The organism is Actinomycetospora sp. NBRC 106375 (assembly GCF_030269665.1).
Lineage (GTDB): Bacteria > Actinomycetota > Actinomycetes > Mycobacteriales > Pseudonocardiaceae > Actinomycetospora.
On record NZ_BSTS01000006.1, the window covers coordinates 205,223 to 223,882 of the forward strand.

Annotated in this window: 19 protein-coding genes; 10 read left to right on the forward strand and 9 right to left on the reverse strand. The window is 73.5% G+C overall.

The window, feature by feature from the left end; translation table 11 throughout:
• Positions 1-34 precede the first annotated feature (34 nt).
• On the reverse strand, positions 35-505 hold the full coding sequence (locus QSK03_RS12415) for an Lrp/AsnC family transcriptional regulator (protein ID WP_285652226.1): 471 nt from the start codon (positions 503-505) through the stop codon (positions 35-37).
• A gap of 128 nt (positions 506-633) precedes the next feature.
• Here QSK03_RS12415 and QSK03_RS12420 point away from each other — a divergent pair, with 128 nt between their 5' ends.
• Together QSK03_RS12420 and QSK03_RS12425 are read left to right on the forward strand one after the other, a co-directional pair.
• Positions 634-2,970: a thiamine pyrophosphate-binding protein gene (locus tag QSK03_RS12420; RefSeq protein WP_285652229.1), complete on the forward strand. Its 2,337-nt coding sequence runs from the start codon at positions 634-636 to the stop codon at positions 2,968-2,970.
• A 150-nt stretch (positions 2,971-3,120) separates the two neighbouring features.
• Positions 3,121-4,563 carry a lipase maturation factor family protein gene (locus QSK03_RS12425; protein ID WP_285652232.1) on the forward strand — a complete coding sequence of 481 codons (1,443 nt, stop codon included), beginning with the start codon at positions 3,121-3,123 and terminating at the stop codon, positions 4,561-4,563.
• Here the strand turns inward: QSK03_RS12425 and QSK03_RS12430 are convergent.
• Together QSK03_RS12430 and QSK03_RS12435 are read right to left on the reverse strand one after the other, a co-directional pair.
• Positions 4,518-6,170, reverse strand: a complete 1,653-nt coding sequence (locus QSK03_RS12430) for a phytoene desaturase family protein (protein ID WP_285652235.1) — start codon at positions 6,168-6,170, stop codon at positions 4,518-4,520. The two genes, QSK03_RS12425 and QSK03_RS12430, sit on opposite strands and share 46 nt — an antisense overlap.
• 17 nt (positions 6,171-6,187) lie before the next feature.
• Positions 6,188-6,865, reverse strand: a complete 678-nt coding sequence (locus tag QSK03_RS12435; RefSeq protein WP_285652238.1) for a FadR/GntR family transcriptional regulator — start codon at positions 6,863-6,865, stop codon at positions 6,188-6,190.
• Positions 6,866-7,005: 140 nt separating this feature from the next.
• Between QSK03_RS12435 and QSK03_RS12440 the strand changes: the two genes are divergently transcribed.
• Genes QSK03_RS12440 through QSK03_RS12455 form a run of 4 tightly spaced genes read left to right on the forward strand, consistent with a single transcriptional unit; the run spans position 7,006 to position 10,243 of the window.
• A complete protein-coding gene (locus tag QSK03_RS12440; RefSeq protein ID WP_285652240.1) occupies positions 7,006-7,869 on the forward strand; it encodes a fumarylacetoacetate hydrolase family protein in 864 nt (287 codons plus the stop codon).
• Positions 7,870-7,892: 23 nt separating this feature from the next.
• Entirely contained in the window at positions 7,893-8,657 is a 765-nt protein-coding gene (locus QSK03_RS12445; RefSeq protein ID WP_285652241.1) for an alpha/beta fold hydrolase, read from the forward strand.
• A 43-nt stretch (positions 8,658-8,700) separates the two neighbouring features.
• Positions 8,701-9,918 carry a metal-dependent hydrolase family protein gene (locus QSK03_RS12450; RefSeq protein WP_285652243.1) on the forward strand — a complete coding sequence of 406 codons (1,218 nt, stop codon included), beginning with the start codon at positions 8,701-8,703 and terminating at the stop codon, positions 9,916-9,918.
• Between the two features lie 4 nt (positions 9,919-9,922).
• Positions 9,923-10,243, forward strand: coding sequence for a thioredoxin domain-containing protein (locus QSK03_RS12455; protein WP_285652245.1), 321 nt, complete (start codon positions 9,923-9,925; stop codon positions 10,241-10,243).
• A 501-nt stretch (positions 10,244-10,744) separates the two neighbouring features.
• Here the strand turns inward: QSK03_RS12455 and QSK03_RS12460 are convergent.
• Positions 10,745-11,329, reverse strand: a complete 585-nt coding sequence (locus tag QSK03_RS12460; protein ID WP_285652247.1) for a DUF7711 family protein — start codon at positions 11,327-11,329, stop codon at positions 10,745-10,747.
• A 91-nt stretch (positions 11,330-11,420) separates the two neighbouring features.
• On the opposite strand from QSK03_RS12460, the gene QSK03_RS12465 reads away from it, so the two are divergent.
• Genes QSK03_RS12465 through QSK03_RS12480 form a run of 4 tightly spaced genes read left to right on the forward strand, consistent with a single transcriptional unit; the run spans position 11,421 to position 14,672 of the window.
• On the forward strand, positions 11,421-12,704 hold the full coding sequence (locus QSK03_RS12465) for an aminotransferase family protein (RefSeq protein WP_285652249.1): 1,284 nt from the start codon (positions 11,421-11,423) through the stop codon (positions 12,702-12,704).
• Positions 12,701-13,024 carry a winged helix-turn-helix transcriptional regulator gene (locus tag QSK03_RS12470; protein WP_285652251.1) on the forward strand — a complete coding sequence of 108 codons (324 nt, stop codon included), beginning with the start codon at positions 12,701-12,703 and terminating at the stop codon, positions 13,022-13,024. Before QSK03_RS12465 ends, QSK03_RS12470 begins: the two co-directional genes overlap by 4 nt.
• Before the next feature lie 41 nt (positions 13,025-13,065).
• Positions 13,066-13,911, forward strand: coding sequence for an NAD(P)H-binding protein (locus tag QSK03_RS12475; RefSeq protein WP_285652253.1), 846 nt, complete (start codon positions 13,066-13,068; stop codon positions 13,909-13,911).
• The gene (locus tag QSK03_RS12480) at positions 13,908-14,672 is read left to right on the forward strand and encodes a LamB/YcsF family protein (protein ID WP_285652255.1); all 765 of its coding nucleotides are present in this window, start codon (positions 13,908-13,910) and stop codon (positions 14,670-14,672) included. The genes QSK03_RS12475 and QSK03_RS12480 overlap by 4 nt, the downstream gene beginning before the upstream one ends.
• A 3-nt stretch (positions 14,673-14,675) precedes the next feature.
• Here the strand turns inward: QSK03_RS12480 and QSK03_RS12485 are convergent, their stop codons facing one another.
• From QSK03_RS12485 to QSK03_RS12505, 5 genes are all read right to left on the reverse strand, one after another.
• Positions 14,676-15,101: a PH domain-containing protein gene (locus QSK03_RS12485; protein WP_285652257.1), complete on the reverse strand. Its 426-nt coding sequence runs from the start codon at positions 15,099-15,101 to the stop codon at positions 14,676-14,678.
• An 86-nt stretch (positions 15,102-15,187) separates the two neighbouring features.
• A complete protein-coding gene (locus tag QSK03_RS12490) occupies positions 15,188-16,537 on the reverse strand; it encodes an acetyl-CoA carboxylase biotin carboxylase subunit (protein WP_285652259.1) in 1,350 nt (449 codons plus the stop codon).
• Positions 16,534-16,776, reverse strand: a complete 243-nt coding sequence (locus QSK03_RS12495) for an acetyl-CoA carboxylase (protein WP_285652261.1) — start codon at positions 16,774-16,776, stop codon at positions 16,534-16,536. Before QSK03_RS12495 ends, QSK03_RS12490 begins: the two co-directional genes overlap by 4 nt.
• Positions 16,777-16,786: 10 nt before the next feature.
• On the reverse strand, positions 16,787-17,761 hold the full coding sequence (locus QSK03_RS12500; RefSeq protein WP_285652263.1) for a 5-oxoprolinase subunit C family protein: 975 nt from the start codon (positions 17,759-17,761) through the stop codon (positions 16,787-16,789).
• Positions 17,758-18,657 carry a 5-oxoprolinase subunit B family protein gene (locus QSK03_RS12505; RefSeq protein ID WP_285652265.1) on the reverse strand — a complete coding sequence of 300 codons (900 nt, stop codon included), beginning with the start codon at positions 18,655-18,657 and terminating at the stop codon, positions 17,758-17,760. Before QSK03_RS12505 ends, QSK03_RS12500 begins: the two co-directional genes overlap by 4 nt.
• Between the last annotated feature and the right edge of the window lie 3 nt (positions 18,658-18,660).

The window sequence follows — 18,660 nt, forward strand, 5'->3', positions numbered from 1 at the left end:
GAGCAGTTGGCGCCCCTCTCGGGGGGCCAACTGCTCACGTACCGGCCCGGCGCTCCAGGAGCGGGTCGAGGCGGAACGGGACGAGCTGGCGCATGACGAGCGCGGTGGAGGTCCGTTCGACGCCCGGGACGGCGAGCAGGCTCCCGGCGATCGTGTAGAGCGCGTCGGCGTCGCGGGCCACGACCTGCACGAGCAGGTCGTCGTCCCCGGCGAGCCCGACCACCTCGACCACCTCGGGGATGCGGGCGAGCGCCTCGGTCACCTCGGCGAGCCGGCGCTGGTCGACGCGCGTGGTCACGTAGGCGCGCAGCGGGTGGCCGAGCGCCGCCGGGTCGATGCGCCGCGCGAAGTCGCCGAGCACGCCGCGCTCCTCGAGGCGGGTCAGGCGGGCCTGCACGGTGTTGCGCGCCAGCCCGAGCCGCTCGGCCAGGGCGACGACCGTGGCGCGGGGCTCCTCGCCGAGGGCCGCGAGCAGCCGGGCGTCGATCCCGTCGACGGGTTCCATCCTGCTCACTCCCCACCGACGCCGGGCCCCTGGCGCTGACCATAGTGCTCAGCGCCCCGCGCATCGCTTGCGCACTCCAGCGCCATGACGAACGCTTCGTGCGTCAATGTGAGACCCGGAGGCCCGAGATGACATCGACGCGTCCCGCCCCCGCCCCGATCGCGGACCAGCACCCCGAGCGCGAGGCGTTGCAGGCCGTGGAGGACCGGGTGCTCTGGCTCGCCTCCGCGATCATCGACCACGCCAACCGGGTGCGGCCGAACCCGAGCGGGCTCAAGGTCGGCGGCCACCAGGCGTCGTCGGCGTCGATCGTCACGATCATGACCGCGCTGTGGTTCCACACGCTGCGCCCCGAGGACCGGGTGTCGGTGAAGCCGCACGCCTCGCCGGTGCTGCACGCGATCAACCACCTGCTCGGCGAGCTCGACGCGTCCTACCTGACGACCCTGCGCGAGGCCGGCGGGCTGCAGGCCTACCCGTCGCGGTCGAAGGACCCCGACCCGGTCGACTACTCGACCGGCTCGGTCGGCATCGGGGCGACGGCGCCGATCTGGGGGACGATCGCGCGCCGCTACGCCGACGGGCTGGGCGGGCACGCGGGGACGGGGCGCCAGTTCTCGCTGGTCGGTGACGCCGAGCTCGACGAGGGCGCCGTGTGGGAGGCCGTGCTCGACCCGGTGGTCCGCGAGCTCGGCGAGGTCTGCTGGATCGTCGACTTCAACCGCCAGTCGCTCGACCGCGTCGTCCCCGAGATCTCCGCGACCCGCCTGCTCGGACTGTTCTCGGCCGCGGGGTGGCAGGTCATCACGGTGAAGTACGGCCGGCTGCTCGCCGAGCTCTACGCGAAGCCCGGCGGCGGCGCGCTGCGCCGGCGCATCGACGAGATGACCAACCCCGAGTACCAGCGCCTGCTGCGCTGCACGCCGCTGCAGCTGCGCGAGCGCCTGCCCGGCGACGGCCCGGACTCCGAGGCGATCGCCGCGCTGCTCGCCGGCGTCGACGACGGTGCGGTGCACGCCGCGATCCGCAACCTCGGCGGCCACGACCTCGGTGCCCTGGCCGACGCGTACGACGCCATCGACGACACCCGCCCGACGGTGATCTTCGCCTACACCGTGAAGGGCTACGGCCTCGCCACCCAGGGCCACCCGCAGAACCACTCGAGCCTGCTCACCGAGACCCAGATGCGCGCGTTGGCCACGGGCCTGGGCACCGACCTCGACGACCCCTGGGCGCCGCTGCCCGACGGCCCCGCGGCCGACCTGTGCCGGACGACCGCGGAGCGCCTGCGGCGGCGGCCGGTGGCGGTCGCCGCGCCGCCGGGGATCCCCGACGACCTCGACCGCACGCCCACGGGCACCGGTCACACCCAGCAGGCGCTCGGGCGCGCGCTGCTCGACCTCACCCGCACCGCCCCCGAGGCCGCGCGCCGGGTGGTCACGGTCAGCCCCGACGTCACGTCGTCGACCAACCTCGGCGGCTGGCTCAACAAGGTCGGGTCGTGGTCGGCGCACGAGCGCCGCGACTGGTTCGCCGACGACACCGAGACGATCCTGCACTGGCACGAGCTGCCCTCCGGCCAGCACATCGAGCTGGGTATCGCCGAGACCAACCTCGTCGGGCTGCTCGGCGAGCTCGGCGCCACGTGGTCGCGGTGGGGCGAGCCGCTGCTGCCCATCGGGGTGCTCTACGACCCGTTCGTCTCGCGTGCCCTCGAGCCCTGGGCGTTCGGGATGTACGCGGGCGGGCAGTCGATCCTGGTCGGCACGCCGTCGGGGGTCTCGCTGGCGCCCGAGGGCGGCGCGCACCAGTCGATCACCACGCCGTCGATCGGCCTGGAGCAGCCGGGCTGCGTGGCGTTCGAGCCCGCCTTCGGCGTCGAGGTCGGCTGGTGCCTGCTCGACGGTCTGGGGCGCCTGGGGCGCGCCGGCGGCTCGTCGACCTACCTGCGCCTGTCCACCGTGCCCGTCGACCAGAGCCTCGCCGCCGTCCCGTCCGACCCGGCCGCGCGCGCCGAGCGCCGGCGCCAGGTCACCGCGGGTGCGTACCTCCTGCGCCGCGCCGCGCGGACCCCGGACGTGACGATCGCGGTCGTCGGGGCCCTGGTCGGCCAGGCCCTCGCGGCCGCAGAGCGCCTCGACGCCCAGGGCGTCGCCGCCGACGTCGTCGTCCTGACCAGCCCCGACCGCGTGTTCCGCGCCCTGCGCGCCCGCACCGCGGCGACCGGCTCCACGGAGAGCGCGCCGACCTGGATCCTCGACGCCGCCTTCCCCGCCGACCGGGCGGCGAAGCTCGTCACGGTGCTCGACGGTCACCCGCACACGCTGGCGTTCCTGGCCCAGGTCCACGGCGTCCGGGCCGCGCACCTCGGCGTCACCGACTTCGGCCGCTCCTCGGACCTCCTCGACTCCTGGGCCCACCACCACATCGACGCCGACGCGATCGTCGCCGCCGCGCTCGCCTGATCGGCGCACACGGAGTGTGCGAGCGATGCGGCTTTCCTGGCATCTGACGCCAGGATCGCCACACGCTCACGTCGACGACACGCCGCGCGCATCGTCCGGTCGGCGCAGCGGGTACCTGTCGGGTTCGCCGTCCCGACGCAGGAGGCACCCGTGCTCGACTGGCTCGCGGCGCCCGACTACACGATCGCCCGCTGGGTGGTCCAGCACCTCGTCGCGCTGACGTACGTCATCGCCTTCGCCGCCGCGCTGGCCCAGTTCGCGCCGCTGATCGGCGAGCGCGGGCTCACGCCGGTCCCGCGGTTCCTCGCCGCGACGACCGCGCGGCAGCACCCGAGCCTGTTCCGCCTGCGCTACTCCGACCGCGTCTTCCGCATCGTCGCCGGGACGGGCCTCGTCCTCGCCCTCGCCGCCCTCGCCGGTGCCACCGACGTGCTCCCGCTCGGTGCCGGCATCGCCCTGTGGGCGGTGCTCTGGGTGCTCTACCTGTCGATCGTCAACGTCGGCCAGGTCTGGTACGGCTTCGGCTGGGAGTCGCTGCTGCTCGAGGCCGGGTTCCTGGTGACGTTCCTCGGCCCGGCGAGCACGGCACCGCCCGCCCCGGTCCTCTGGCTCCTGGTGTGGCTGCTCTTCCGGGTCGAGTTCGGCGCCGGCCTGATCAAGATGCGCGGCGACCCCTGCTGGCGGGACCTCACCTGCCTCGACTACCACCACGAGACCCAGCCGCTGCCCGGCCCGACGAGCTGGTTCTTCCACCACCTGCCGCGTCCGCTGCACCGCGTCGAGGTGCTCGCCAACCACGTCACCCAGCTCGCCGTCCCGTTCCTGCTCTTCCTGCCGCAGCCGGTCGCCTCGATCGCGGCTGTGGTCGTCGTCGTCACCCAGGGCTGGCTGGTCAGCAGCGGGAACTTCGCCTGGCTGAACTTCCTGACGATTTCGCTGGCGTTCGCCGCGGTCGACGACGCGAGCTTCGGGCTGGTGCTCCCCCTGCCGGCGACCGCGCCGGGCCCCCTCCCGCCCTGGTTCGCGGTCCTCGTCCTCGCCGTGACCGCCCTGATGATCGCCCTGTCGGTCTGGCCGGTGCTCAACATGGCGAGCGGTCGCCAGCTGATGAACGCGGGCGTCACGCCGGTGCACCTGGGCAACAGCTACGGCGCCTTCGGCTCGGTGACGCGCGAGCGCGAGGAGGTCGTGCTGGAGGGCACCGACCACCCCGACGGCGCCGACGACGCCCTCTGGCGCGAGTACGCGTTCCGGGCCAAGCCGGGCGACCCGTCGCGCCGCCCGCCCCAGGTGGCGCCGTACCACCGGCGCCTGGACTGGCTGATGTGGTTCGTGCCGATCGCACCCCGGATGGCACGGGGCTGGCTGCCCGCGCTGCTCGACCGGCTCCTCGAGGCCGACCGCCCCACGCTGCGCCTGCTCGGCCACGACCCGTTCGGCGGGGAACGCCCGGCGTGGGTGCGCGCCCGGCTCTACCGCTACCGCTTCACGACCCGCGACGAGCGCCGCGCGACCGGCGACTGGTGGCACCGCGAGCTGATCGGCGACTACCTGCCGGCGCGCACGCTCCCCCGCGAGTCGGCCGCCCCGTAGACCAGCCGCCGTCCCGCCCGCATCCCCGCCGCGTACACGGGTCCGAGGCGACCGGCGGCCGCGAGCGCGGCCCGCGCGGCGTTCGCGCCGGGCGCGCCGTGCACCGCCCCGGCCGGGTGCGCGGTCGCCCCGGAGAGGAAGAGGCGCTCGACGGGGGTGTCCGGCCTGCCGAGTCCCGGCGTGGGCCGGAAGACGAGCATCTGGTGCAGCTGCGCGCTGCCGGCCATGAGCGCGCCGCGCACCAGCGACGGGTTCCGCGCCTGCAGGTCGGTGGGCCGTGAGACGACCCGGGCCACGACGCGAGATTCGAACCCCGGCGCGTGCCGCTCGATCACCGCCGTCATCCGCCGCACCTGCTCGGCCAGCTCGTCCTCGGTGTGCGCCCGCCCGTGCGGGACGTGCGTGTACGCCCACACCGATTCCGTGCCGACCGGCGACCGTGACGGGTCGGACAGCGTCATCTGCCCCAGCAGCATGAAGGGATCGCGCGGGAGACGGCCCGCCGCCAGGTCCGCGCCGAAGTCGATCAACCCCGCGGTGTCGCCCCCGAGGTGGACCGTCCCGGCCTCCCGCGGCTCCGGGGCGGTCCACGGGATCGGCGACGACAGCGCCCAGTCGACCTTGAGGATCGCGTCGTCCCAGTCGAAGCGGGCGAGGTCGTCGACGAGGCGCGCCGGCAGGTGCTCGTGCCCGACGAGGTCGCCGTAGAGCAGCGGCGCGGGCACGTCGGCGAGCACCGCCCGCCGGGCCCGGACGAGGCCGCCCGCCGCGTCCACCACCCCGACCGCCCGGCCGTCCTCCACCAGGACGCGGGTGACGGGCCGGTGGCAGTCGACGACGCCGCCGCGCGCGGCGAGGCGGGCCACCAGCGCGTCGGTCAACGAGCGGGCGCCGCCCGAGGGCACCGGGAACCCGACGTCCTGGGCGAGCATCGAGAGCAGCCAGCCGAACGCGGTGCTGGCGGTCTGGGTGACCGCCAAGTCGGTGTGCAGGGCGTTGCCGGCGATCAGCACCCGCGCGCCCTCGCCGGCGAACTCCTCCTCGCCGAAGCGCGTCGCGGGCAGCAGCATCCGCCGCGCCAGCCGGAGCGCGTCCGGGGCGCCGAGGGTCCGCAGCACCCGCGCCGCGTCGCGCACCGGCGGGAACGGCCCGAGGAACGCGGCCATCAGCGGGTCCCGCAGCCGCTGCCACTCCGCCGCCAGCCGGCGCCACGCCTCCCCGTCGCCGGGCGCGAAGCGGTCGACCGAGGCGGCGGTGACGTCGACGTCGCGCGAGAGCAGCACGCCGCGCTCGTCGGGCAGCACGTGCGCCAGCGGTGCCGGGGCGTGCCGCCACGTCAGGCCGTACGCGCCGAGGTCGAGCCCGCCGAGCACGGGCGAGACGTAGCCCATCGGGTGGAACGCGCTGCCGAGGTCGCTGCGGAAGCCCGGCGCGGTGATCTCCTCGGTGCGCACGGCCCCGCCCGGTGCGTCGGAGGCCTCGAGCACCCGCACCGACCAGCCGCGATCGGCCAGCAGGTTCGCCGCCACCAGCCCGTTGTGACCGGCGCCGACGACGACGGCGTCGGCGCTCTCGGCGTCGGCGGTGAGCGACGCGGCAGAGGTCATGCGCGCAGGATGCCCGGTCAGGGCGCGCCCAGCAGGTTCGTGCGGACGTCGACGAGGTGGCGGCGCATGTGGTCGCGCGCGGCGTCGGGGTCGCGTTCGACGAGCGCGGCGACGATCTCGCCGTGGCAGCGCTCGTAGCCCCGTCGGCGTTCCGGCGACGCCGAGCGGCGCTTGATGCTGCCCCACACCGGCAGGTCGCGGGCCGCGTTCATCGTGTCGAACAGCCGCAACAGCAGGCCGTTGTGCGCGGCCGTGGCGATGGCCCGGTGGAGCGCCGAGTCCCAGGCCTCGAACTCCTCGTAGGTCGCCGTCGCGTCCCCGCGGCGCAGGCAGTGCTGCACGTGCTCGATGTCGGCCTGGGTCGCGTGCCGGGCCGCGAGCGCCGCGACCTCGGGCTCGAGCACGAGGCGCGTCGCCATGATCTCCGCCGGGCTGGTCTGCAACGGGGTGCGCGCGCGGGCGGGCGCGTCGGGGTCGCCCTCGAGCTCGGCGAGGAACGTGCCCCGCCCCACGTGGCGGGTGATCCGACCCTCGCGCTCGAGCTCGGCGAGCGCCGCCCGCACCGCGGTCCGCGACGCCCGGAGGGTGTCGCTGAGCGCCCGCTCGGTGGGGATCTTCGCCCCCGTCCCGAGGGATCCGTCGGCGATCCCGCCCTCGAGCAGGTCGCGCAGCCGCGTCACCACCGGCGCCTCCATGGCGACCAATACTAGACCAATACGGAGGCCTGTGATGCCTTGGCCTCACGTCGGATGGGTCCTACGGTCAGTGCACCGGCGATGTGGGACACCACACGGCCGCATTGGTAGTCATTGGTTGGAGGTCCACCGTGAAGCTCGTGACGTTCGTGACCGACGGTCGTGAGGCGGTCGGCCGACTGGACGACGACGAGACGACGGTGCGCGACCTGACGCCGGTGGTGGGAGCGTCGTCGTTGCTCGCGGTGATCGAGGACTGGGAGCGCCTCGCCCCCCGCCTCGCCGCATCGACCGACCTGCCCGTCGTCGACGACCCGCGGCTGCGCGCACCCTTCCCCGCACCGCGCCGCGACCTGTTCGCCGTCGGCAAGAACTACCGCGAGCACGTCGCGGAGTTCGGGCGCTCCGGCTACGACACCCCGCAGCGCTCGGAGGACCTGCCCGACAAGCCGATCGTCTTCACCAAGGCGACCACCAGCGTCACGGGCCCCTTCGACGACATCGAGGCCCACGCCGGTCTCACCGCCGAGCTCGACTACGAGGCCGAGCTCGCCGTGATCATCGGACGCGGCGGGCGCGGCATCGCCTCCGCCGACGCGATGGACCACGTCTGGGGCTACACGATCGTCGACGACGTGACCGCCCGCGACGTCCAGCGCGACCACAAGCAGTGGCTGCTCGGGAAGTCGCTCGACACGCACGCCCCGATGGGCCCGTGGGCGGTGAGCAAGGACGAGATCGACGACCTCGGCGCGCTCGAGGTCAGCTCCACCGTCAACGGCGAGCCGCGCCAGAAGGCGCCCGTCGCCGACCTGATCTTCGACGTCCCGGAGCTGATCCGCGTGATCTCCGCGGGGATGACCCTGCTGCCCGGCGACGTCATCGCGACCGGGACCCCCGCCGGCGTCGGCATCGGCTTCGACCCGCCCCGCTTCCTGCGACCCGGCGACGTCGTCGAGTGCGCGATCACCGGCCTCGGCGCCATCCGCAACACCGTCCGCTGACGAACCCTGGAGGTAGCTGACCCGTGCAGGTCAACGGCAAGGAACTGGCCGTCGAGGTCGACGGCGACGGCCCGGCGGTGCTGCTCGTGCACGGCCTGGGCGGCACGTCGACGTTCTTCCAGCCGCAGGTCGCGGCCCTGGCGGAGCGGTTCACCGTGATCCGGCCCGACATGGAGGGCTCCGGACGCTCCCCGGCCACCGGCACGCTGTCGATCGAGGGGTTCGCGAACGACCTCGCCGCGCTGCTCGAGGCCCTCGACGCTGGACCGGCGCGGGTCGTCGGCCACTCGATGGGCACGATCACCGTGCGCAGCCTGGCCGCCCGGCGCCCCGAGCTCGTCTCCCACCTCGCCCTGCTCGGCGCGGTCCCGGCGCCGCTGCCCGAGGCCGGGCAGCAGGGTCAGCACGACCGCGCGGCGAAGGTCCGCGCGGGCGGGCTCCCCGACGTCGCGACCGCCGTCATGACGAACGCGACCGCCGAGGCCACGCGCCGCGACCACCCCGGCACGGCCGCCGCGGTGCGCGAGCTCGTGCTGCGGCAGGACCCGGAGGGCTACGCCCGCTCGTGCGAGGCCCTGGCCGGCGCGAACGATGCTGGCCCGATCTCGCGCGAGCTCCCCCTGCTCCTGCTCACCGGCGCGGATGACGGCGTCGGCGCCCCGGCCGTCACCCAGGCCCTCGCCGACGCGCACGGCTCGGCCGTCGTCGACGTCTTCGACGACTGCGGCCACTGGACCGCTCTCGAGAAGCCGCACGAGGTCACCGAGCACCTCCTGAAGTTCTTCTGACCCACCGTCCGACCCGCCACGCCTCGACGACGAGGAGACCGTCATGACCAAGGTCCTGTTCCGCGATGTCTCGATCCTCGACTCCACGGGGGGCGAGCCGTACCCGGGCGACGTCCTCGTGGAGGACGACCGGATCGCCGCGGTCGGCACGGTCGACGACGCCCGCACGATCGGCGCGCGGGTCGTGGAGGGCCGGCGCCGCACGCTGATGTCCGGGCTGTGCGACGCGCACACCCACTTCAGCTGGAACAACTCGGCCGACCTCGACGGGCTCGGGATGATGCCGGTCGAGGAGCACCTGCTCTTCTCGATGGAGTCGGCGAAGAAGTACATCGACTCCGGCTACACGATGTGCCTCGGCGCCGCGTCGGCGAAGGAGCGCCTCGACGTCGTGTGCCGCGACGCGATCAACGCCGGCCGCATCCCCGGGCCGCGCTACCTGGCCAACGGCCCCGAGATCGCGGTGACGGGCGGCGCGCTCATCAAGTCGATCACGAAGTTCGCCGACGGGCCGGAGGGCATGCGCCTCGCGGTGCGCCAGCTGATCGACCTGGGCGTCGACCAGATCAAGCTGTCGATGACCGGCGAGGAGATCACCGGCACCCAGCGCGCCGAGGACACGTACTTCTCCGACGAGGAGGTCGCCGCCGCGGTCACCGAGGCCCACCGCCGCGGCAAGCGCGTCTGCGCCCACGCCCGCTCCGCGGAGAGCGTGAAGATGTGCCTGCGGAACAAGGTCGACATCATCTACCACGCCTCGTTCACCGACGCCGAGGGCATGGACATGCTCGAGGCCAACAAGGACTGGGTGTTCGTCGCCCCCGGCATCAACTGGCTGATCGCCACGCTCTACGAGGCCGAGGCCTTCGGGTTCCCGCAGGAGGCCGCCGAGGCCGTCGGGTACAAGAAGGAACTGGAGATGGCCACCGACGGGCTGCGCGAGATGCACCGTCGCGGCATCAAGCTCCTGCCCGGCGGCGACTACGGCTTCGCCTGGACCCCGCACGGCACCTACGCCCGCGACCTCGAGCACTTCGTCGAGCGGCTCGGCTTCACGCCGATGGAGGCCCTGATCTCCGCGACGGCCTGGGGCGGCGAGATCATGCTGCGCCCCCACGAGCTCGGGAAGGTCCAGCCGGGCTACCTCGCCGACCTCATCCTCGTCGACGGCGACCCGCTGGACGACATCACGATCCTGCAGGACCACGACAAGCTGCATGCGATCATGAAGGACGGCCGGTTCCACAAGGACGCGGTCTGAGCCGGTGCCGCTGCTGATCTGCCGCACGTGTCCGCGCGACGACCCGGGCAGCGGATCGTTCGGGGTCGCGCTGGACGAGGCGGTGTCGTCGGCCGACGTCCGTGTCCGTCACGTGCCCTGCCTCGGCGGCTGCCCGAACGCGGGCAACGTCGCCCTCGACGGCCCCGGCAAGCCGCGCGTGCGCTTCTCGCACATCGGTGTGGGCGACGCCGACGTGCTGCTCGACGCCGCCCGGCGCTACGACGACAGCGCCGGCTTCCCGGGCGACTGGGACGTGCCGGCCGGGTTGGCGGACCGCCTGACGGCGGTGACGCCGAAGAGGTGAGGGTCGGGGTGGTCGGAGACGCTCCCTCGCCGCGCCTCCCGCCCACATGATCCTCCTGGGTGCTCCTCTGACCCGATGTCATCGGGTGAGAGGAGCACCGGGGCGGATCATGGTCAGCAGGGACGCCAGGTGCGGCCGCCCGGGGCGTAGCACCGGGGGCCGGTGTAGCCGGGGTACGCGCCGGAGCCGGCGGACGCCGAGCTTCCTGCGCTCGACCGGGAACTGCTGGAGTCGTCGGTCGACGCCTCTCTGCGTCGTGCCTGGTCGTCGGCGCGCGCCTGCGCCAGCGCATCCGCCTCGGCCTGATCGCGAGCTTCCTGCTCGCGCTGCGCCTGCTGGCGCGCAGCTTCCTCCCGTTCTCGTTGACCGGCACGTAGCTCGAGGAGCGTGGTGGCGATACACCTCACGGGAAGGACGCCGCCGGGGCGAGGCGCGAGGTGCCTGGAGACGCTTCGGATTCCGAAGCATCTCCAGCATCTCCAGCACCTCCGCGGCCCCGGCTCAGCCTTCCGCGGCGTCCTCGATCTCGCGCAGGCCCTGCGCGGCGCGCCAGAGATGATCGGCGGGATCGTGGTGCGCTCGGCGCCAGGACCTGTCGTGGAAGCCGTCGAGCACGGCGCGGAGGTGGCGCCGAGCGAGGTCCCGCTCCTCGCGCAGCTGTGCCCGGCGCTCCTCGTCGTCCGGCTCGGCGATCTCGGGGCTCCGCCCGTTCCGCAGGGCGTCGAGGACCTCACCCCCGACACCGTCGTCCTCGGACCAGAACCGGAGCACCCGACGGTGCCGGGCGTTCCACGCCGGCCAGGCCGCCGGGCGGTAGCACCAGAGCACAGGCCGTTTACCGAGTCGCAGCGCGTCGGAGACCCACTCGCCCGTCGGGTGCACCGCGAGCCACGGCAGCTCGTCGGGCGGGAGGTCGAGCAGCAGGACCACGGTGCCGCCCTCGACCGTCGGGCTCGTCTCGAGCAGTTCGCCGGTGACCCACATCGACGACAGGGGCCACGCCATCGGCGCGCCCCGGGACTGTCGGCACTCGGTCGCCGTCTCCGCCATCTCCGCGAGGTGCCGCACGGCCTGTGCTCGCTTCATCGCCACGCCTCCCGCCGACATGATCCGTCCCGGTGCGCGGATCATGCCGCGGGGGTGCCGTGGCCCGCGCCGAACGCGGAGAATCCGAACCATGAGCACCCGGCTGTGGCATCCGTTCTCCGACATGGCGGCCGTGGACGGCCACGAGTTCGTCGTCGACCGCGGCGAGGGCCCGTGGGTCTTCGACGAGGAGGGCAGGCGGTATCTCGACGGCTGCGCGAGCCTCTGGTACGCGAACCTCGGCCACGGGCGGCAGGAGATCGTCGAGGCCGCGATGGCCCAGATGGGCAAGCTCGAGGCGTACTCGTGCTTCGCCGACATCGCGAACCGACCGGCCCTCGAGCTCGCCGACCGCCTCGCCGCGCTGGCGCCCGTCGACGACGCGAAGGTGTTCTTCGGGTCGGGCGGCGCGGACGGCATCGACACCGCGGTGAAGATCGCGCGGGGCTACTGGCAGGCGCGGGGCGAGCACCAGCGCGTGCACGTCGTGTCCCGCGAGACCGGCTACCACGGCACCCACGGCTACGGCACGTCGATCACCGGTATCCCGCCGAATCGCGAGGGCTGGGGCGTGCTGGCCGGGGAGAACACGGTCGCCCCGCTGCACGACCTCGACGGCGTCGAGAAGATCTTCGCGGAGGTGGGGCCGGAGCGGATCGCGGCGTTCGTCATCGAGCCCGTCACCGGCGCGGGCGGGGTGCACCTGCCGGTCGACGGCTACGTCGAGGGCGTCGCCGAGCTGTGCCGCCGCCACGGCGTGCTGCTGGTGATCGACGCGGTGATCTGCGGGTTCGGGCGGCTCGGCACGTGGTTCGGCATCGAGCGCTTCGGCGTCCGGCCCGACATGATCACGTTCGCGAAGGGCGTCACCGCCGGGTACCTCCCCCTCGGCGGCGTGATCGCGTCCGGCGAGGTCGCCGCCCCGTGGTGGACCACCCCCGGCGAGCGCACCCTGCGCCACGGCCCGACCTACTCGGGCCACCCGACGTGCTGTGCGGCCGGGCTCGCGACACTGGACATCTACGAGCGCGAGAACCTGATCCAGCGCGGCGGGGAGCTCGAGATGCCGCTGTTCGAGGCGCTCGCCCCGCTGACCTCGCACCCGTACGTCCACGAGGTGCGTGCCGGCTTCGGGTTCCTGGCCGCCGTCGAGCTGGAGCAGGAGGTGCTCGACGCGATCCCCGACGCCCCCAACGTCCTGCTGCGGGCGGCGCGGAAGGCGGGCGTGCTGGTCCGCGGGCTCGGCAAGGGCGTCGCGGTGTCGCCGGCCCTGACCGTCGGAGACGAGGAGATCGCCTTCCTCGCCGAGGGCATCCGCGCCGGCCTGGAGTCCCTCACCGTCGAGCGTCCCGTGCCGTCCGCCCCGGGCGCGTGAGTGCGCCCGCGCCGGACGTCTTCCTCGCCGACTGTCCGGCCCGCTCGACGCTGGAGCTGGTCGCCGACACGTGGTCGGTGGTGGTGATCGTGGGCCTCGCCCACGGTCCCCGGCGGTACTCGGCGCTGCTCGAGCGGGCGGGCGGGATCAGCAAGAAGATGCTGACCCAGACCCTGCGGCGCCTCGTCGACGCGGGCCTCGTCGTCCGGCCCGCGACGCGCGGTGGGGACTACCGGCTCTCCGATCTCGGCGTGTCGCTCCTCGGCCCGCTCACGGCGCTGACCGCGTGGGCCGAGGAGCACGCCCACGAGCTCGCCTGAGGGAACCCCACGGTTCCCTCACGGCGACCACCATCGCGGTCATGGACATCGACACGGCGCTCGTCGTCGGTGCCACGGGGAACGTGGGCGCAGAGGTCGTGCGCGCGCTGGTGGAGCTGGGGGTCCCGGCCGTCCGCGCGCTCTCGCGGCGGGGTGCGCCCGTCGACGGGGCGACGGCCGTGACCGGGGACCTCGGCGACCGCGCGTCGGTGGCGGACGCCTGGCGGGGAGTGGACGCCGTCTTCCTCCCGGCCGGCCATCCCGACCCGCCGGGCCTGCTCGCCGACATGAGGGCGGCCGGGGTGCGCCGGGTCGTGCTGCTCTCGACCGGCGCGGTCGTCGGCGGCGACCTCGACAACGCGGTCACCCGGTTCAACGTCGTGTCCGAGGCGGCCGTCCGGGACGCGGAGCTCGCGTGGACGGTGCTGCGGCCGAGCGGGTTCATGTCCAACGCGCTCGGGTGGGCGCCCCTGACCGGCGTCGTCCGCGAGCCGTTCGCCGACGTCGGGGTCGCCGTCATCGACCCCGCCGACATCGGCGCGGTCGCCGCCCGCGCGCTGACCGACCCCGGCCTCGCCGGGCGGAGCCTGCGCCTCACCGGCCCCGAGGTCTCCCTCCCGGCCGACCGCCTCGCGGTCCTCGCCGACCTGCTGGGCCGCGACCTGCGCCTCGAGCCGGAGCCCGACGACGCGGCGCGGGCGCGGATGAGCGGGACGATGCCGGAGCGCTACGTCGACGCCTTCTTCCGCTTCTTCCGCGGCGGGGAGTACGACGACGGGCACGTCACCAGCGTCGTCCCGGATCTGCTCGGGCGGCCGGCACGGACATTCCGGGAGTGGGCAGAGGTTCACCTCGACGCGTTCCGGGCGGAGACTGTCCGACCATGACGACCCGTGTCGACCTCAACGCCGACGCCGGCGAGAGCCTCGGGCGCTGGAAGCTCGGGCACGACAGCGAGCTCATGGCCCACGTGACCTCGGTGAACGTGGCCTGCGGCTTCCACGCCAGCGATCCGGTGACCATGCGCGAGTCGGTGCGCACCGCCGTCGCCACCGGCACCGCGATCGGTTCGCACCCCGGTCTGCCCGACCTCGTCGGGTTCGGGCGGCGGCGGATGGCGCTGCGCCCGGACGAGGCCGCGCAGCTGGTGCTGTACCAGACCGGTGCGCTGCAGGCGACGGCCCGCGCGGAGGGCGCCGAGGTCGTGCACGTGAAGCCGCACGGGGCGCTCTACGGCATGGCGCTGACCGACCCCGAGATCACGACGGCGATCACCGAGGCCGTCCTGCGCCTCGACCCGGGCCTCATGATCTTCTGGCTCGCGGGCCCGACCGCGGAGCTCGCCCGGTCGCTCGGTGCGACCGTGGCCCGCGAGGGGTTCGCCGACCTCGAGTACACCGACGAGGGCCACATCATCGTCGAGCCCGAGCCGAAGGCGAAGGACCCCGACGCCGTCGCCCGGCAGGCCCTCGACCTGCTCGACGGTCACGTGACGTCGACGTCCGGCAAGCACCTCGACGTCGAGGTCGACACGATCTGCCTGCACGGCGACCGTCCCAACGCCGTCGAGATCGTCGAGACCCTCGTGCGGCGCTTCGACGACGCCGGTGTGGAGCGGGTGCCGGCGGTCGAGCTGCTGCGCGGCTGAGCGCTACAGGCCGATCAGGTGCCACATGATCAGGCCGTGCACGTCCTGCGCCTCCTCGGGCGACGTGCAGCTCACCTCGAACATGTTCCGGCCGACCTTGATCCCCACGACGGTGGCCTCGGTGACCGGCCGGTCCGCCGCCACGATGTACGAGCAGCTGACGATCTGGCGCAGCGGCACCGAGGTCAGCGCCACACGTCCGTCCTCGTACGCCGCGTCCACGAGCAGCACACGGCGGTTGGTGATCCCGATGAGGATGGTCGGGCCACGCCGGTCGCCGAAGATGCCGTAGATCTGCTCGCCCTCGAGGATGTCCCGCCGGATGGCCTGGACACCGGGGCCGTGGTGCTGGATGTATCCCGCGCGGTGCTCGGGCCTGACCGGTCCCGCCAGCTGCCCGGAATCACCCGTCCGACCTTGGAGCGACATGGTCTCTCCTCGCATCACTACTCCCAGCAGTGTGCAGGTGACGATGCGTCAGCTCCACTTCGCGGAACGAGATAGGTTCTTCGGTCCTAGTCTGTTGCTCCGGACAGCCACGACTCCAGCGTCGTGATGTCGTAGCTCCCGTCGACGACAGCGGGTTCGTCGAGCAGACGGCGGTGCAGGCCGATCGTGGTCGGCAGGCCCTCGACGCGGTACTCGGCGAGGGCGCGGCGGCCGCGGGCGAGGGCCTCGGCGCGGGTGGGCGCCCAGACCGACAGCTTGGCGACGAGCGAGTCGTAGAACGGCGGCACGACGTCGCCGGTCATGAGCGCGGTGTCCACGCGGACCCCGGGCCCGCCCGGCAATTCCAGACCGTCCATGGAGCCCGGCGACGGCAGGAAATCCTGGTCCGGGTCCTCGGCGTTGACCCGGAACTCGATCGACGCGCCCCGGCAGACGATCTCGTCCTGGGCCACCGACAGCGGCGCTCCGCCCGCGATGCGCAGCTGCTCGGCGACGAGGTCGAGACCGGTGATCCACTCGGTGACCGGGTGCTCGACCTGGATGCGGGTGTTCATCTCGATGAAGAAGAACTCCTCGCCGTCCACCAGGAACTCCACGGTCCCGGCGCCCACGTAACCCACCTCGCGCGCGAGGCGCACAGCCGCGTCGCACAACGAGGACCGGACCGACGGGTCCAACCCCGGCGCCGGCGCCTCCTCCAGGATCTTCTGGCGGCGGCGCTGCAGCGAGCACTCGCGTTCGAAGCAGTGCACGACGGTGCCGTGGGTGTCGGCGAGGACCTGCACCTCGACGTGCTTCGGCCCCTGCAACGCCCGCTCCAGGTAGACCGCGTCCGACCCGAACGCCGACGACGCCTCGCGCTGGGCCTCGACGACGACGGTGCGCAGCTCGTCCGCGCTCGCCGCCGGCCGGATGCCCCGCCCGCCGCCGCCCGCCGAGGCCTTGACCAGTACCGGGAAGCCGATCTCCTCGGCCGCGGCGACGGCGTCCTCGACCGCGGAGACCTCGTCACTGCCGGGGACGACGGGCACGTCTGCCGACCGGGCCACGGCGCGCGCCGCCGCCTTGTCCCCCATCGTCGCGATCACCGACGACGGCGGGCCGACGAACGCCAGACCCGCCTCCTCCACGGCGGCCGCGAACGCCGGGCGTTCGGAGAGGAAGCCGTAGCCAGGGTGGATCGCGTCGACGCCGGCCGACAGCGCGGCCTCGAGCACCGCGTCGACGTTCAGGTAGCTCTTCGACGCCGCCGACTTCCCGAGGTGCACGGCGTCGTCGGCCAGCCGGACGTGGGCGGCCTCGGCGTCGGCGTCCGAGTACACCGCGACCGACCGGATCCCGAGCTCCCGGCACGCCCGCACGACGCGCAGGGCGATCTCGCCGCGGTTCGCGACGAGCACGCTGTCGATCGTCACGTCTCCAGCTCGACCAGGTCCTGGCCGATCGTCACCTCGTCCTCGTTCTCGACGAGGAACGCCGACACGGTGCCCGCGGCGTCGGCCTTGACCTCGTGGAACGTCTTCATGACCTCGACCAGCCCGACCGTGTCGCCCTCGGCGACCGACGCCCCCGTCGTCACGTAGGGGTCCGCGTCGGGCGAGGGCCGGTGGTAGAAGACGCCGGGCGTACGAGAGGTGATCTTGTGACTGGCCACCGGGGACCCCCTAGGACGCGAGTGCGGATCGGATGCGGTCGAGCGCGGCGAGGCGGTCCCGCCGTACCTCCAGCGCCCCGTCGAGGTCGACGGGGACGAAGCGGGTCCGGTCGCCCGTCTTGGTCTGGGCGAGCCGGTCGCGGTCGACGGAGACGACGGTGCCGAGCGTCGCGTAGCCGCCGCCCGTGACCGCGTCCTGCAGCAGCACGATCGGCTCGACGCCGCCGGGCACCTGCACCGACCCGACCGGGTAGCCGCAGTCGGTGACGTTCGCCGGGTCGCTGCCGGCCCCGAAGGGCTGCTCGCGCGGCACGAACTCCAGCTCGGCGCCGCGGAACCGGTAGCCGACGCGGTTGGCGTCCGGGGTCACCTTCCACTCGGTGTCGGTGAAGCGCGCGAGGCTGTCCTCGGTGAGCCGGTAGCTGTGCAGCCCGACCAGCAGGTGCACCTCGGCGGTCGACGGGTGCGACGGGATGTCCGCGTCGTCCACCCGTCGGCCGGCTCGCGGATCCCGCGCGAGCGACCCGAACGGGAGCTCGTCGCCGGCCCGCAGCGCGCGCCCCTGGAACCCGCCGATGCCCACGAGCGTGTAGGTCGAGCGGCTGCCGTAGTAGAGCGGCACGTCGATGCCGCCGGCGACGGCGACGTACGGGCGGGCGCCGGCGCGCAGCTGCCCGAACGACAGCACTGAGCCAGCCGGCACGGCCACCGACTCCCAGGTCGGGATCTCCGCGTCGTCGACGAACGCCGGGATGTCCGCGCCCGTCACGGCGATCACGGTGTCCTGCGTGAACTCCAGCGTCGGCCCGAGGTACACGGCCTCGAGGCCCGCGGCGCCCGGCTCGTTGCCCACGAGCGCGTTGCCGACGTGGTAGGCGAACGAGTCGAGCGCACCCGAGGGCGGGAAGCCGATGCTGTAGTAGCCGAGCCGCCCGGTGTCCTGCACCGTCGTCTCGAGCCCGGGGTCACGAACGATGACGCTCACCCGTACAGCACCTCCTTCATCGCGGCGTTGGTGCCGTCCGGGTCGGCGAGGAAGCGGCTCGGCGAGAACTCCAGTTCCCGGTAGGAGTACCGCCACGTGCCGGCGTCGACCTGCGCGCGCACGTCGTCGTACTCCTCCTGGTCGACACGCCGGTAGTTGATGACGTCGCCGTGCCGGAAGAACACCACGGAGTCGTTCTCGGCGAAGTCCGGCAGGCGCTGCTCGCCGTCGAAGATCGGCGCCGGCGCCGAACCGAAGAGCTGGTAGCCGCCGGCGCCCTTCACCGGGTAGATCACGGCGAACGCGCCGCCGAACCCGAACGCCCGCTCCGGGGTCTCGGTGCGCGGCCGGACGTACTTGGGCACCTCGACCTGCCGCTCCCGGGGCACCAGCTGGAAGCACCACGGCAAGCCCGGCACGAAGCCCATCATCGTCACGAGGTACGGCGACGCGGCGAGCGCGTCGATGAAGTCCTCGGTCGAGGAGTAGCCGTTGATCCGGGCGCCGTAGTCGAGGTCGGTGCCCGTCGGGTCCTGGTGGCGGTCGCGGAACTTCATGAGGACCTCGTGGGTCCACGGGTCGTTCAGCATGATCGGCACGTCGACGATCCGCGTGGCGACGGTCAGGTCCTCCGAGTGCCCGCCGACCTCGCCCTCGATCCGCTGCAGCTCGCGGACGAGGTCGCGCGGGTGCAGGCGGTCGGGGTCGACGCGGACCATGTAGGACGCGTTCGACGGCGCGATCTCCTCGACCCCGGGGATCGCCTCCTCGGCCAGCCGTCGCGTGATCCCCAGCGACGTGAAGTGCACGGGCAGGCTCATCGCCGGGGAGAGCTCGACGTAGACGAACTCGTCGCCGCCGTAGTCGTACCGCGTCTCGGTGTCCGTGGCGGTCATGGA

What these genes read in the sequence shown, in the direction of transcription:
- QSK03_RS12420 (WP_285652229.1), top strand. Translation starts at nt 634, where the DNA reads ATGACATCGACGCGTCCCGCCCCCGCCCCGATCGCGGACCAGCACCCC.
- QSK03_RS12460 (WP_285652247.1), bottom strand. Translation starts at nt 11,329, where the DNA reads ATGAAGCGAGCACAGGCCGTGCGGCACCTCGCGGAGATGGCGGAGACG.
- QSK03_RS12465 (WP_285652249.1), top strand. Translation starts at nt 11,421, where the DNA reads ATGAGCACCCGGCTGTGGCATCCGTTCTCCGACATGGCGGCCGTGGAC.
- QSK03_RS12505 (WP_285652265.1), bottom strand. Translation starts at nt 18,657, where the DNA reads ATGACCGCCACGGACACCGAGACGCGGTACGACTACGGCGGCGACGAG.
- QSK03_RS12430 (WP_285652235.1), bottom strand. Translation starts at nt 6,170, where the DNA reads ATGACCTCTGCCGCGTCGCTCACCGCCGACGCCGAGAGCGCCGACGCC.
- QSK03_RS12485 (WP_285652257.1), bottom strand. Translation starts at nt 15,101, where the DNA reads ATGTCGCTCCAAGGTCGGACGGGTGATTCCGGGCAGCTGGCGGGACCG.
- QSK03_RS12435 (WP_285652238.1), bottom strand. Translation starts at nt 6,865, where the DNA reads ATGGAGGCGCCGGTGGTGACGCGGCTGCGCGACCTGCTCGAGGGCGGG.
- QSK03_RS12415 (WP_285652226.1), bottom strand. Translation starts at nt 505, where the DNA reads ATGGAACCCGTCGACGGGATCGACGCCCGGCTGCTCGCGGCCCTCGGC.
- QSK03_RS12450 (WP_285652243.1), top strand. Translation starts at nt 8,701, where the DNA reads ATGACCAAGGTCCTGTTCCGCGATGTCTCGATCCTCGACTCCACGGGG.
- QSK03_RS12475 (WP_285652253.1), top strand. Translation starts at nt 13,066, where the DNA reads ATGGACATCGACACGGCGCTCGTCGTCGGTGCCACGGGGAACGTGGGC.
- QSK03_RS12480 (WP_285652255.1), top strand. Translation starts at nt 13,908, where the DNA reads ATGACGACCCGTGTCGACCTCAACGCCGACGCCGGCGAGAGCCTCGGG.